The 14222-nt window shown below is 56.1% G+C and carries 9 protein-coding genes; 2 read left to right on the top strand and 7 right to left on the bottom strand.

What is annotated here, in order from left to right; all coding sequences use genetic code 11:
• Positions 1-27: 27 nt before the first annotated feature.
• Positions 28-1620: an ABC-F family ATPase gene (locus GA0061071_RS08725; protein ID WP_088237138.1), complete on the top strand. Its 1593-nt coding sequence runs from the start codon at positions 28-30 to the stop codon at positions 1618-1620.
• 217 nt (positions 1621-1837) lie between these two features.
• On the opposite strand, the gene GA0061071_RS08720 is transcribed toward GA0061071_RS08725, so the two are convergent.
• Positions 1838-4204, bottom strand: a complete 2367-nt coding sequence (locus GA0061071_RS08720) for a glycoside hydrolase family 31 protein (RefSeq protein WP_088237197.1) — start codon at positions 4202-4204, stop codon at positions 1838-1840.
• Between the two features lie 15 nt (positions 4205-4219).
• Positions 4220-5521, bottom strand: a complete 1302-nt coding sequence (locus GA0061071_RS08715) for an MFS transporter (RefSeq protein WP_061494581.1) — start codon at positions 5519-5521, stop codon at positions 4220-4222.
• A gap of 298 nt (positions 5522-5819) precedes the next feature.
• Between GA0061071_RS08715 and GA0061071_RS08710 the strand changes: the two genes are divergently transcribed.
• Positions 5820-6893 (top strand): LacI family DNA-binding transcriptional regulator, encoded by a 1074-nt coding sequence (locus GA0061071_RS08710; RefSeq protein ID WP_139109648.1) that lies wholly within the window; start codon positions 5820-5822, stop codon positions 6891-6893.
• On the opposite strand, the gene GA0061071_RS08705 is transcribed toward GA0061071_RS08710, so the two are convergent.
• From GA0061071_RS08705 to moeB, 5 genes are all read right to left on the bottom strand, one after another.
• A complete protein-coding gene (locus tag GA0061071_RS08705; RefSeq protein ID WP_088237140.1) occupies positions 6890-8149 on the bottom strand; it encodes a DUF1479 domain-containing protein in 1260 nt (419 codons plus the stop codon). The two genes, GA0061071_RS08710 and GA0061071_RS08705, sit on opposite strands and share 4 nt — an antisense overlap.
• A gap of 154 nt (positions 8150-8303) precedes the next feature.
• Entirely contained in the window at positions 8304-9119 is an 816-nt protein-coding gene (locus tag GA0061071_RS08700) for a Cof-type HAD-IIB family hydrolase (RefSeq protein ID WP_088237141.1), read from the bottom strand.
• An 822-nt stretch (positions 9120-9941) separates the two neighbouring features.
• On the bottom strand, positions 9942-12374 hold the full coding sequence (locus tag GA0061071_RS08695; protein WP_088237142.1) for a formate C-acetyltransferase/glycerol dehydratase family glycyl radical enzyme: 2433 nt from the start codon (positions 12372-12374) through the stop codon (positions 9942-9944).
• Between the two features lie 4 nt (positions 12375-12378).
• Positions 12379-13278 carry a glycyl-radical enzyme activating protein gene (locus GA0061071_RS08690; RefSeq protein ID WP_088237143.1) on the bottom strand — a complete coding sequence of 300 codons (900 nt, stop codon included), beginning with the start codon at positions 13276-13278 and terminating at the stop codon, positions 12379-12381.
• A 190-nt stretch (positions 13279-13468) separates the two neighbouring features.
• Entirely contained in the window at positions 13469-14221 is a 753-nt protein-coding gene (gene moeB / locus GA0061071_RS08685; RefSeq protein ID WP_088237144.1) for a molybdopterin-synthase adenylyltransferase MoeB, read from the bottom strand.
• Position 14222 lies beyond the last annotated feature (1 nt).

Raw genomic sequence — 14222 nt, 5'->3', positions numbered from 1 at the left:
GTTTGTCACATATTTCAGGATACTTCCGTGTTAGTCACCAGCAACGTCACCATGCAGTTCGGCAGCAAGCCGCTGTTTGAAAATATTTCCGTCAAATTTGGCGGCGGCAACCGTTACGGCCTGATCGGCGCCAACGGGAGCGGTAAATCCACCTTTATGAAAATCCTCGGCGGCGACTTAGAGCCGACACTGGGGAACGTCTCTATCGATCCTAACGAGCGCATTGGTAAGCTGCGTCAGGATCAGTTTGCCTTTGAAGCGTTCAGCGTGCTCGACACGGTCATCATGGGCCACGCTGAACTGTGGGCGGTGAAGCAGGAACGCGACCGTATTTACGGCCTCGCAGAAATGAGCGAAGAGGACGGTTACAAAGTTGCCGATCTCGAAGTGCAGTACGGCGAAATGGACGGTTACTCCGCTGAAGCGCGTGCGGGTGAGCTGCTGCTGGGCGTTGGCATCCCGGTTGAACAGCATTACGGCCCAATGAGCGAAGTCGCTCCCGGCTGGAAATTGCGTGTTCTGTTGGCGCAGGCACTGTTCGCGAACCCGGACATTCTGCTGCTCGATGAACCGACCAACAACCTGGATATCGACACCATCCGTTGGCTGGAGCAAGTGCTGAACGAGCGTGACAGCACCATGATCATCATTTCGCACGACCGTCACTTCCTCAACATGGTGTGCACGCATATGGCGGATCTCGACTACGGTGAGCTGCGCGTCTACCCGGGCAACTACGACGAGTACATGACCGCCGCGACCCAGGCGCGTGAGCGTTTGCTGGCTGATAACGCCAAGAAAAAAGCGCAGATTGCTGACCTGCAATCTTTCGTTAGCCGCTTTAGCGCTAACGCCTCTAAATCGCGTCAGGCCACCTCTCGCGCTCGCCAGATTGATAAGATCAAACTGGAAGAAGTGAAAGCCTCCAGCCGTCAGAACCCGTTCATCCGCTTTGAGCAGGACAAGAAACTGTTCCGTAATGCGCTGGAAGTGGAAGCACTTGCCAAAGGCTTTGATGACGGTCCACTGTTTAAGAACTTCAATCTGCTGCTGGAAGTGGGCGAGAAAATTGCCATTCTGGGGGCGAACGGTGTGGGTAAAACCACCATGCTGAAAACGCTGGTGGGCGAACTGCTGGCCGACAACGGCACGGTGAAATGGTCGGAAAACGCGCAGATTGGCTACTACGCGCAGGATCACGCGGAAGATTTCGACAACGATCTGAGCGTGTTTGACTGGATGAGCCAGTGGAAACAGGAAGGTGACGACGAGCAAGCGGTGCGCAGCATCCTTGGTCGTTTGCTGTTCAGCCAGGACGATATCAAAAAGCCGGCGAAGGTGCTTTCCGGTGGCGAGAAAGGTCGCATGCTGTTCGGTAAGTTGATGATGCAAAAGCCGAATATTCTGGTGATGGATGAACCGACCAACCATCTGGATATGGAGTCCATCGAGTCGCTGAACATGGCGCTGGAGATGTATCAGGGCACGTTGATCTTTGTTTCTCACGATCGCGAGTTCGTGAGCTCACTGGCAACGCGTGTGATTGAGATTACGCCGCAACGCGTGGTGGATTTCTCCGGGAATTATGAGGATTACCTGCGCAGTCAGGGTATCGAGTGATTTTTACCCTCACCCCGGCCCTCTCCCTGAAAGGGAGAGGGAGATAACAATCCGCTTCCCTGTAATGCTGGTGCCGGTGTTTTACCCTCGATAGGGAGAGGGAGATGCCAACCCGCTTCTCTGTAATGCTGGTGCCCGTGTTTTACCCTCTCCCCGGTGATGCTGGTGCCCGTATTTTACCCTCTCCCCTATGAGGAGAGGGCAGGGTGAGGGGAAATTACGCCAGTATCCACTCGTTTGCCGCCACACCATTGACACGCAATGTGCGCTTATCACTGGCCGGCAGCGTCACTTTCAGGACCTTCCACGCCGGGCGGTAGTCGCCGCGCGTGCGTATCCGCAGCTCCACCTCGCTGCCGGTGCAGACCATTTCCCACTCCAGCCACAGCGCATTGCCATCTTTATAACCCCAGGATTCACCATCATCTTCAAACAGCAGCCCGTCGGAACGCCCCGAGCCTTTGACCGGGAACAGTTGCAGTTCACGGGTCGTGTCCGCTTGCGCATCCACGTGGGTAATGCGCGCACTCAGCGGCAAACCGGCACCGGCGCGCACCAGCAGTGGCAGGGTTTCCAGCGGAGCATTCAGCGTTATCCACTGGCCTGGCGCATACCAGGTCCCGCTGTAGAAATCATACCAACCGGTGTCATTGGCCGGCAGCCAGACACGGCGCTCGCGCTGTCCTGGCTCCACCACGCTCGCAACCAGAATGTCACGACCCAGCAGGAAGTCATCGCACTCCTCAAAGGTTTGCGCGTCATGCTCGTGATCGAGGAACGTGGGGCGCAGCATCGGTTCATCATCGGCGTGCGCTTGCCACAACAACGTATACAGGTACGGCAGCAGGCGGTAGCGTAATTCAATCGCACTGCGGATGGCCGGGGTGATGGCCGGGTACATCCACGGCTCGTTCACCGTCTGGTCGTCATTCCAGGAGTGAATGGTAAAGCGCGGATGCATCACACCGTTTTGCACCCAGCGAACAAACAGTTCTGCGTCCGGTTTATCGCCGGAGAAACCGCCCACGTCATGACCCACGTTATACAAGCCGGACAGGCTCATCCCGAGGCCCATCCGGGTGTTGTAGCGCAAGGTATCCCAGTTGGTGCGGTTGTCGCCACTCCAGGTTTGTACATAACGCTGCATCCCGGCGCAGCCGGAGCGCGAGATCAGGTACGGGCGTTTTTGCGGTGCGAAACGTTGCTGGGCTTCCATTGACGCTCGCATCATCAGCAGTGGCATCACCGGGCGAATATGTTTGATGGCGATTTCACGGCCAAATCCCTGGCAACGCGCTTCGCCGTCCCACACTTCAAACTCGTTATTGTCGTTCCAGGTAGAGTCAATACCCATTTCCAGCAATTGTGTGGTCACGCCTTCCTGCCACCAGGCTACGGTCTGCGGATTGGTGAAATCAAGATGGGAGCCTTCATCATCCCAGAAGCTTGAACGTTCTGGCGCATCGGTTTCGGAATCGCGAATAAACAAGCCTTTTTCCGCCACCTCGTTGTAACGTGGGTGATCCTGCAACAGGCAAGGTTTGATATTCGCCGCCAGTTTCAGCCCGGCATCGTGGAATGCCTGGGTCATTACTTTCGGTTGTGGCACCTTGTCATAGTTCCAGTTAAAGACATAACGCTTACCGTTGATCGAGGTATAGCCGGAAGAGAGCTGGAACGAATCGCACGGAATGGCGTGTTCTTCGCACAGGCGAATAAAGTTCATCAGCTGGTTTTGCGCATCCGGCGCGTCAGTGTAATGCATGGTTGAACCGCTGTAGCCCAGGCTCCATTTCGGTCCGAACAGCGTTTTCCCGGTTAGACGTACAAAGGCTTTGGTGACATCCAGCGCGCGTGCGCCGGTAAACAGGTAGTAATCGATATCGCCCGCTTCCGCCTGCCAGCGGCGAAAGGCAGTGTGGTAGTTATCGATCTCATTGCCCAGATCCAGCCAGCAATTGCTGAGGTTGTCATAAAACAGGCCATAGCTGATATCGTCACGGCGGGTCAGGGTAAACGGGATATGTTTGTACAGCGGATCGGTACTGGCCGCGTTATAACCCATGGCATCAAGGTTGCGCATTTCGTAGCGCTGACCGTTACGTTGCAGGTTGCCGGCTTTTTCGCCGAGGCCATAAAAACGTTCCTCTTTTTTACGGCTCAGATAGTGCGCGACGCCATCGCCGTGCGCATTCAGCAGATAGGCGCTGGTCGGGCGATCCCCCGCCAGCCACTGCCACTCACCCGCGTCATTACGGTAGTGCCACTCCAGCCACAGCGGTTGGTGCACGGTCACCCGTAACTGCGCGCTTTGCACCGTCAGCGTATCCTGCTGCTCAGTGAGCGACCATGTAGGCAGACCGAAACCGGATAAATCCTCGCGGGAACGGCCTTCCCATGGCACATCTTCACCCGGCGCAATGCTCCAGGTTCTGTCCAGCGCCAGCTCGCCCTTACGCTTTAGCAGTACGCGGAACAGGTTCTCCTCAAGGATATACAGGCACAGCGTATGTTGCCCGTCCACCAATAGCTCAACGTGGTGAGCCGCCTGTTTTTGCAACGTCCAGTTCTTCAGGGTTTTCATATCAGACATCCACAATCATGCGCGTTTTGCGCGACGTTCAGCAATAAATGCTACCAGGAAAATAGCGCCAATCAGGTCAAAGAAACCCATAGCAATAAACAGCGGGTTAAAGCCGATTTTGTCGGCGGTAACGCCAATTAACAGCGAGAAGAGGAAGCTGGCGATCCACGCCGCGGAGCCGCGCATTCCATTCACGGTCGCCATCTGGCCTTTATCGAACGACTCCACCACCAGCGCACTCAGCATGCAGGAGATGATTTGATGACCAAAACCGCCAATCGAGATCAACACGATGGTGATGTACGGATCCCGGGTGATAGCGACAATGGCTAACGAAATCATCAGGAATGCGCCGGTGACGGAGCTGGCAACCACGGAGTTAACGCGGGTGCAGCCAAACCAGCGGGTATAGAGTTTGGTCAGGTAGCCGCTCGCTACGCTACCGAGGTCGGCGGCAAGGAACGGCAACCAGGCGAACATGGCGATCTGTTTCAGATCCATACCGTGCTCTTTTGCCAGATAGAGCGGTACCCAGAAGCTCAGCACCGCCCAGGCAGGCTCCGCCATAAACGCCGGGATGGCGATCCCGTAGAAACGTTTGTTTTTCGACACCGTTTTCAGTGCGGTCAGGAAGGGCAGCTTGACGGCTGGCGGTTCATTATCCTGCTGGATAAACGCCAGTTCATCTTTACTCAGGTTCGGGTGTTTATCCGGATTGTGGTAAAACGCCCACCACAAAATGACCCACAGCAGCGCCAATACGCCGGTAAACATAAAGGCGCCCTGCCAGCCAAAAGAGGCATGAGCAAAGTAGATGATGGGCGGTGCCAGCATTGCACCGATGGAGAAACCCACCCCCGCCCAACCGGCAGCGACCGGGCGTTCGGATTTCGGGAACCATTCGCCGATGGTTTTGGCGTTCGCCGGGGTTGCCGCGGCTTCTGATGCGCCCATGGTGAAACGCAATATCGCCAGGTGCAGCCAGCTACCTGCGCCAGCATGGAAAATACAGGCCAACGCCCAGATAATGGCACACACCATAAAGCCGAGTTTCAGGCCAACCACATCAATCAGCCAGCCGCAGAGTGGCTGAAAGAGGGTGTAAGCCAACTGAAACGCACCGACAATCCACGAATATTGTTCTGTGGTAATGCCGAGGCTGGTTTTCAGTTCCGGGGCCAGAATACCCAGCGAGTTACGGGTGATATAGTTCACCGTCACGCCGAATAAAAACAGCACCAATACCCACCAGCGTAGTTTTTTGACTATCCGGCGGCTCTTACTGGCCGCCATTTCGTTGTTGATTCCCTGGCTCATTCTTTTCTCCGCACATCGTCTTGTAGGGAAGTCGAAGCGCGCCACCCGGAATGTGTTATACCGGATTGGTTCGCGTGATGATTTTTTTCCGTTTATGTCGTTATTTCACATACAACTAGTATGGAAGTTGTACGACATGTTTACGTTAGGCGAGAAAGATCGGCAGCCATAGCGGATTTTGTGCAAGGATTCCCATTAATGATGCTTATCATGGGGCAAAATCCATTTCAGGCCATGAATATATGGGTTGTTGCCTCATGAAAATTTTCCCATTTCGGAAACGGAGCAAGATCACAGAATGGATAAAAAGCTCAAAATCAGCGAAATTGCCCACCGGACCAACCTGTCGACCAGCACCGTTTCCCGCGTGCTGGCGGGAAAGGCGAACACCAGCGAAAAAGCCAGGGCGGCAGTGCTGGCGTGTGCGCGCGAGCTGGGCGTCATGGAGGGGATTGCTGCCGGGCGTTTGCTGCTCAATAACCTGATCGTTTTCGCACCGCAACGGGCTTTTGATGAACGTTCTGACATCTTTTATTACCGCGTTATTCAGAGCATTAACAAAGCATTGGATCCCCATGAAGTGCGGCTGCGTTATTGCGCACTGGAAGAACTGGACAGCGATGCCAATGAATTCCTTGCACGTATGAATGCGCCGGAAACCCAGGCGGCGATCCTGTTAGGCATTGACGATCCGCATATTCATGAGCTGGCGGCGGATCTCGGTAAACCCTGCGTGCTGATCAATTGCCGCGACAGGCGTATGCGTCTGCCATCTATTGCACCGGATCACCAGACGATTGGTGAGTTTGCCGCGCGCTATCTTTTTGATATGGGCCACCGGGACGTGGTGAATGTTATGTGCCTGCGTCGCTATACCATGGATTTGCGCCTGGCCGGGATCAAAGCTGCCTGGCAGCAACAGAATCTGCGCTTTAACAGCAAGCGGGATCTGATCACCGTTCCGAGTTTTAGCGCCAAAGAGGCTGAGTTACGGGTGGCGGAGTGGCTGGACTCCCCGGCGAATAAGCTCACACCGACCGCGTTTCTGGTGGGTGGCGATTTTATGGCGGAAGGGACGGTGCGCGCGTTGCAGCAGAGGGGATTACGCGTGCCGCAGGATGTGTCGGTGATGAGCATTGATGCGTTTAATCTGGCTGCCATTCAGGATGTGCCGCTCACGGCGGTACACGTACCGCGTGATGAACTGGGTATTGAAGCAGTGCACCTGCTGCAACAGCGGCTGATCCGCCCGCAAGCGCCGACCGGTTCGTTACTGCTTAACGGCCTGCTTGCGGTGCGTGAGTCGGTACGGCGGATACGCGCTGGGCAGCAACGCACCGCCGTGGAGCGCGAAGGGTTATACGACGCTTAAATGTCGATGCCCAGCGCGCGTTTACCGTGCCTGTTCAGATCGTTTAGCGTGAAGCGCCCCGACCAGTCGCTTTCGTAGTTTTCGCGAGGAAAGTCCCCCGGTGATGCGCCTTGTTCCAGGGCGACTTTCACCTTGCGTGCATAGGCGAGGTTTTTCTCGCACAGCGGCGCGGCAGGAATGTACATCACATTGCCCCAGCCCTGCTGGTTGGTGACCGGTGCGACGGCGTGGATCACATCACAATGCCACCACACCGAATCTCCGGCCTCCAGCGCAGGAATGCTGGTCAGCGCCGCGATCAGCAGCGGATGCCACTTCTCTGAAACCGGCAGAACGCGTCCCGGTGCAACACCGCACAGCTCCTCATCTGGCACATCGTCAAGCAACGGGCGCAACAGGATATACGCCATCGCTTCCGGGATCGGCACCACATGCAGCAAACCCTGTCCAGGGATCATATCCGACAATGCTGTCCAGCCCTGGAAGGTACGAAATACCGAGCATTTGGTGGTGTTATCCACGGTGTACTCTTCTACTTCGGTACGGTGCGCGGCATTCCACGGATCGTACTCCTCCGGTTTGCCGCTAAACACGCTGGCGAAAACACGCTGATAAGCCGGTAACAGCCAGCGCTCCAGTGCGCCGGAATCGGTATGCGCGCCGAGACCTTTCGAGGTGGTGCCTGGTGGGCGGCGGCGGATGCGGTCCGGGTAGATCACGCTCACATCCGGATCGAACCACTGTTTTCCTTCACTTTCAAAGCGCCACAACCGGTTCAGAAACGATTGTACCGCGGCCATTTCGTCGCTCTGACGCGCCTGCATTTGTGCTTGCGACCAATAAATGGGGTAAATTTCCGGGCGCGAAGCCTCCAGCGTGCCAAAAAAGCTGTCGCCCGGCCCTTTGTAGAGATCGTCAAAGTGGTTCTGATCAAGGTAATCGAGCATTGAGCGATCCCAGCCAAGCGCCTGTTCGCGGGGGAAATGCCCTTTAATTACCGCGCATCCACGCTGTTTAATCTGCGCCCGCTGCGCTTCGGTTACCCGCCCGTTAGCAATATCGGCGAAGGGGATCTGCGGCCAGACGGCGTCTCCCTGTGCCTTCAGGTCGTTAATCTCAGCCACGCGGGCGGCAATCCGTTCGCTCAGTTGGTTAAAGACGGCCTGTACATCACCAATCTGCGCACGCAGTTCTTGTTTCATCTGACGAATGGACGCCTGGTGATCGGTGGGCAGCGTCTCGTGGGTAAAAGTCATATGAACCTCTCAATCTTTCATTCGAAAGTTATTTAAGTTACATATGATAATTTAAGTTAAAAATAAGTTAATGCAAGTTTAAAAACTTGATGGGGAACACAAGGCGGAAAAGTGACAAGGCAGAAGAAGCCGGAACAGACGCTCCGGCAGAAGATTAGCGGTTAAACGGGGTGGTATGGTCGAGGACGGCCTGAATCACATTCAGTGCGCCCTGTTGATTGTTGTCATCGGTCTGGTGGCGAGCAATGGCCTTGATCGCCTCACCGGCATTGCCCATGGCAAAGGAGAGATCGGTCATACGCAGCATCTCGGCGTCATTGCCGCTGTCGCCAATGGTCACACACTGCTGTGGTGAAACCTGCCAGCGTTTGAGCAAGCGGGTAATGCCGTTGGCTTTATGCAGTCCGGGAATAATTAAATCGACAAACCCAAAACCGCTGGTGACAGGTTTCATGATGCCATCGAGTGAGACATGCAGTTCATCAATCAACTGTGGGATTTCACTGTCCGGCAGGTTAAGTGAGAATTTAAACAACGTGTCGTCAATTTGCTGGAAGTCACGTACCGGTTTTAAACGGTAGTAGTGCTTCGACATCAAATCGACAAATTCCGCCGGGGCATTTTCGCTGACATAAGCGCTTTCCAGACCGCAGGCGACAAAGTTGAGACTCCTGTCTTTCAGCAGCTCACCAATCACCACTTGCGCCTCGTGGCGCGTCAGCTCGCCATGGAACAACTGTTGACCGTGCTCATACACCAGCGCGCCGTTTTCGGCGACAAAGGAGATGGTCTCTTTCAGCTCCGGGAAAAAGGAGATCAGCTGGTAATACTGGTTGCCGCTGGCGACCACAAACTCAATACCGCGCTGCTGAAGTTGTTTGAACTGCGCCATAAAGCGTGTGCGATCGTACTGCTTGGCGTCATCAAGGAAAGTTCCGTCCATATCCGTGACGATAACTTTGACGGTCATACCTGGCTCCTGAATGTAACTACGACGAGTAACATTCTAGAGAGAATGTGAGCCGATGCACAAATTTTATTTCGAATGAAAGTGGAGGGTTAAGAAACAGGCGGGGGAAGAGAGGAATGTTGCGGTAACCCTCACCCCGGCCCTCTCCCTGGAAGGGAGAGGGAGAAAAACCGTTCACCCTTCGCCATGGGGAGACGACCAGAGGAAGGAGAATGCCGCACCGGCCGGTTTCCTCTCCGCTGTGAGGAGAGGGTCAGGGTGAAGGGAAAGCCGCACCGGCCGCTTCCCTCTCCGCTGTGGGGAGAGGGTCAGGGTGAGGGGAATGCCGCACCGGCCGGTTCCCTCTCCGCTGTGGGGAGAGGGTCAGGGTGAGGGGAAAGCCGCACCGGCCGGTTCCCTCTCCGCTGTGGGGAGAGGGTCAGGGTGAAGGGAAAGCCGCACCGGCCGGTTCCCTCTCCGCTGTGGGGAGAGGGTCAGGGTGAAGGGAAAGCCGCACCGGCCGGTTCCCTCTCCGTTGTGGGGAGAGAGACAGAGTGAGGTGAAAGCCGCACCGGCCGCTTCCCTCTCCGCTGTGAGGAGAGGGTCAGTGTGAGGGGAATGCCGCACCGGCCGGTTCCCTCTCCCCTGTGGGGAGAGGGTTAGGGTGAGGGGAAAGCCGAACAGGCCGGTTTCCTCTCCGCTGTGAGGAGAGGGGCAGTGTGAGGGGAATGCCGAACAGGCCGGTTCCCTCTCCCCTGTGGGGAGAGGGCTAGGGTGAGGGGAATGCCGAACAGGCCGGTTCCCTCTCCCCTGTGGGGAGAGGGCTAGGGTGAGGGGGATATATCACAATGTATGTTCGGTGCGGGCAATGATATCGTCCTGCGCATCCGGCGACAGGGCAGTAAAGAATGCTGAATACCCGGCCACCCGCACCACCAGATCGCGATACTGATCCGGGTGTTTTTTCGCATCAATCAGCGTCTCGCGCGACACGATGTTGTACTGAATATGCCAGCCTTTATGCACCTCAAAGAATGTCCGCAGCAGCGCCATCAGTTTTTGCCGGTCGCTGTCGTTAGTCAGCGTGGCGGGGTTTAACTTCTGATTGAGCAACACACCGCCAAGGATCGCGCCGACCGGCAGTTTACCCACCGAGCTGATAACCGCCGTTGGCCCAAGGTGGTCTGTGCCGGAGGCCGGGCTGGCCCCTTCCGCCAGCGGCGTTTTCGCTTTACGCCCGTCCGGTGTCGCCATGGTGGCGGCGCCAAACGGTACGTTAGCGGAGATAGAGGAGGTTCCGGCGTAATAATTACCGCCAATCGGGCCGCGACCGTAGCGCGGATTGTGATACTGCTTCAGCTCATCAATATAGGTTTGATAGGCGCGTACCAGTAACGTATCGACACTGTCATCATCGTTTCCGTATTTTGGCGCGCTGTTTATCAGTCGCTGGCGGAGTTGCTCGTGCGTCAGGCCGTCAAAGTCTTCTGCCAGCGCTTGCGCCAGTTGCTGTTGCCCGATAAGCCCCTGGTCAAAAACCAGCTTTTTCACTGCCGCCAGGCTGTTGCCGAGGTTGGCGATACCGACCTGCAAACCGGACACCCAGTCATATTTAGCGCCCCCTTGTTTAATGCTTTTTGCCCGCTCAATGCAGTCATCTACCAGCGTGGAGCAGAGAATATCCGGGACGTTCTCTTCCAGCATGGTGTCGACCACATACTCAATTTCAATGGATTTACGCGTGTAGTAGCGGATCTGCCGATCCCAGGCGTGCATCACGTCATCAAAGCCAGGGAAATTCCCTTCGGACAGCGCCTGAGTTTGCGGCAGGAACACTTTCCCGCTGGTGGCATCGCGACCGCCTTCCAGCGCTGCCAGCATCACACGGGCGAAGTTGATAAAGCTCATACCGGTACAGCGGTAGCCCCACTTGCCGCCGACCGCGGTTTCGATACAACCAATTGCCGCGTAGTCGTACGCATCCGCAGGTTCAACGCCGAGTTTGATAAATTCCGGGATCACGATTTCATCGTTATTAAACGCAGGCATGCCGAAACCGCAGCGGATCACCTGCACACAGGCGTCAAGAAAGTCATTGCTCATCCCGGCATGGTAACGCACGCTGAGGTTCGGTTGCGTGGAGCGCAGGCGACCGCAGGACTCAAGGATGGCGTAAGAGAGCGGGTTGACCGCATCCTGGGCTTCGCCGTTGCGCCATAGCTGACCACCGATGGTCACATTCTGGTACAGCGGGCTGCCCGCAGAGGCTTTAGAGTGCGAACCGGAGCGGATTTTGTTCACTTCCAGCAGCTTCAGCCAGCAGCTGTGCAACAACTCGATAGCGTCTTCCCGTTGCAACGACTGCTGCAACTCCACGTCGCGGCGATAATAAGGGTAGAGATACTGATCCATTCGACCGAACGACACCGAGTGGCCGTTGGATTCTATCTGCAAAATCAATTGGATGAAGTAGCACAATTGCAACGCTTGCCAGAAGGTTTTCGGTGGCTCATGGGCAATCACCCGGCAGTTTTCCGCGATTGCCAGCAGTTCGTTGCGGCGCTGTTCACGCGGCTCTTCGCTGGCCATTTTACGTGCAAGGTCGGCAAAGCGTTCAATGTGCAGGCTGACCGCTTCCAGCACGATATCAATGGCTTTCAGGAACTGCTCTCCGTGCAGATCCTCCAGCACCGTCAGGTTAATGCGTGTGCGGCGCTCATCGACTTGATGGCGTAGCCCGTCAAGCCCCCGTTCCAGCAGCAGCGGAAAGTTCACTGCCAGATGGGCATCGCCGGAGGTCATATTGCCTTCCGCTTTAATGATACCCGTCTCCAGCAGCGCTTTTTGTTCATCGGTAAATATGCCGTAACAGCGATCCTGCACGGTCTGGCCGCGCCACCACGGGCAAATGTCATGCAGCACGCGTTTATTCTCGTCACTGACGGCAAACCCCGCACCGGGGCGGTCCGCCAGATCATCAATCTCTTTTTCGATCCATGAAACGGTGTACTCCGGAAAGATTGGCGCGGCGCGGACTTCGCTGGCCTGGTTACCGATAATCAGCTCATCGTGTTTGATCCAGATAGTGCGCTGCGCCAGGTGGTGGGCCAGCGCCAGTGCACGGCGCACCGGGATGGGTTTATCCAGATGCTGCTGGTAGATATGGGTGTAATGGCGTGCGCGTTCGGTGCAGACCGGCGGTTTAACAATATGTACCAGCGCGGTTTTATGCGCCTTGATGCGGTCGGTCAGCGTGTTCAATTGCAGCGTAGTCATCGTTTTATCCTCGTAATGTCGCGGTCAGACCGCTCAGGCGGGCTTTGTGCTGAGCAAAGTCCAGCAATTGCGGATCATCAAGCGGCTTCTCAGGGGCCGAGTAGGATTCGCCGAGCAGGTGATATTTATTGATGCCCAGCGTGTGATACGGCAGAAAATGGATATCGCGAACCTTTAATACCTCTGCGGCAAAGGTCGTGATGGCGCTGATGGACGCGGTATCGGCGTTGAAACCCGGGATCAGCGGTACGCGGATAATGATCTGTTTGCCCGCCTGCGCCAGGCGTTGAAGATTGTTGAGTACGCGCCTGGCACTGCCGTCGGTCCACTGGTGGAATAGCGCCTCATCCACATGTTTTAAATCCGCCAGGAAGAGGTCAACAAACGGCAGCGAAGGTTCAATATAGCGCCAGGGCACATGCAAACAGGTTTCCACCGCCGTATGGATGCCTTGCTGGTGGCTGGCCTGTAACAACGCCTGCGCCAAGTCTGGTTGCATAAACGGCTCACCGCCGGACAGGGTCAACCCGCCGCCACTGCGATCATAAAACGGCTTATCGCGCAGGACGGTTGCCATGATGTCATCAACGGATTGCTCTTCTCCGCAAACAGTCAACGCCTGGGTTGGACAGCAGTGCGTCAGGGCATCCAGGTGTGTGTCATTGAGCTTTTCCCGGTGGATCAGCATGCCATTCAGCGCCTGCTCAATTACCTGCGGGGCCGCTTGCTGGCACAGAGTGCAGCCTGCAAGGCACAACCGCGCATCAAACAGTAACTCCCGCGTGCGTGCCCGGCTTTCCGGGTTCTGGCACCAGCGGCAGCGCAACGAGCATCCTTTCAGGAACACGACCGTGCGGATGCCGGGGCCATCATGGGTGGAATAGCGCTGAATGTTGAAAATCATAACCGTCTCCATATTGCATATGAAGATTAAATTACTTTCGAATGAAAGTTATTTTGACAAAGGTCAATTCTCTGACGGGTTGCGGAGGGTGGGGTCTAAAGTATGGGAACGGTCACATTTTGGCGCTTCTGCTGGCTGTCCTGGCCAGGTTTACAGGCCGGATAGCCTCGCACCATCCGGCACTCAGGCGTTAGTCGCCACACACCTCACAGGTAGGGTTGCGCAGCAGTTTCATTTCGCGGAACTGGCAGGTCATCGCATCGTACATCACGATTTTCCCCGCCGCTGGCGTGCCATAGTGGGTCAACACTTTGATGGCTTCCATCGCCTGTAATGAACCTATGACGCCGACCAGGGGTGCCATCACGCCTGCTTCCACGCAGGTGAGGGCGTTTTCGCCAAACAGACGGCTCAGGCAGCGGTAACAGGGCGCGTTATCTTGCCAGGTAAAGACGCTGATCTGTCCTTCCATGCGGATAGCGGCACCGGAAACCAGCGGCGTTTTATGCCGGAAGCACCCCACGTTTAACTGATTGCGGATGGCGACATTATCGGTGCAATCCAGTACCAGATCATGTGCGGCAATTTGAGCAAACAGGTCCGCTTCATCCAGCAATGCATTTAACGTTGCGTAGCGCACATGCGGGTTAATACGCAGCAGCGCGTCACGGGCGGAGTCGACTTTCGCCATGCCAATGCTCACATCGCTGTGCAGCGTCTGGCGTTGCAGATTGGAGAGCGCCACGGTGTCGAAGTCCAGTAGCGTCATCTGACCCACCCCGGCAGCGGCCAGGTACTGCGCCGCCGCGCAGCCCAGCCCGCCAAGGCCCGTCACCAGTACGCGTGCGGCTTTTAACCGCTCCTGACCGTCAAAATCAAAGCCGCGCAGAATAATCTGGCGGTTATAGCGCATCATCTCCGCATCACTGAGTTCTTCGACCATT

The sequence above is a fragment of the Kosakonia oryzendophytica genome (assembly GCF_900094925.1).
Taxonomy (GTDB): Bacteria; Pseudomonadota; Gammaproteobacteria; order Enterobacterales; family Enterobacteriaceae; genus Kosakonia; species Kosakonia oryzendophytica.
This window is presented reverse-complemented; position numbering and strand designations above follow the sequence as displayed.